Source organism: Mesorhizobium sp. M7A.F.Ca.CA.004.04.2.1 (assembly GCF_004022825.1).
GTDB lineage: Bacteria > Pseudomonadota > Alphaproteobacteria > Rhizobiales > Rhizobiaceae > Mesorhizobium.
Genome location: NZ_RZPH01001701.1, coordinates 1 through 575 on the forward strand (window position 1 = coordinate 1; position 575 = coordinate 575).

The following is a 575-nucleotide window of genomic DNA, read 5'->3' on the forward strand; positions in this document are numbered from 1 at the left end:
GCTTTATGGAGGCTCGCGCGTCAGCGCATCCCTTTAATGTCTGGGCCTTGAACCCTTTCGATTGGAGGCATTTTGGTGTCTTTCTTCCGCGAACCGCGCGATGGCGCGGCATCTCTTGCGCCCAATGGCCCACAGATGGCCTGGCGCCGGTTGCTGCGCGCGCCGTTTACAGAATTTCCGAGAAACTGGAGAGTGATTATGACAGCACGATATGGCAGCAGGCTTGCGGCGATCGGCGCCACTGCCCTGCTGACGGCGGCGGTATTCGTGTTGCCGGCAAAGGCGGAAACCGATGCAAAGGCGGTCATCAAGACCTATTCCGACATCGCACTCGCCAAATACGAGGATTCGTTGACCACCGCGCAGGCGCTCGACAAGGCGGTCGACGCGCTGCTCGCCGCGCCATCGGTGGAACCCCTCAACGCTGCCCGTGACGCCTGGAAGGCATCGCGCGTTCCCTACCAGCAGACCGAGGTCTACCGCTTCGGCAACAAGATCGTCGACGACTGGGAAGGCAAGGTGAACTCCTGGCCGCTGGATGAAGGCTTGATCGACTACGTTGCCAAGAGCTACGG

The 575-nt window shown here is 60.9% G+C and carries 1 protein-coding gene; it reads left to right on the forward strand.

Translation table 11 applies throughout. The annotated features are described in order from the left end of the window. Positions 1-198: 198 nt before the first annotated feature. The coding region (locus tag EN893_RS37080; protein ID WP_281062552.1) for an imelysin family protein at positions 199-575 on the forward strand (377 nt) is incomplete at its 3' end.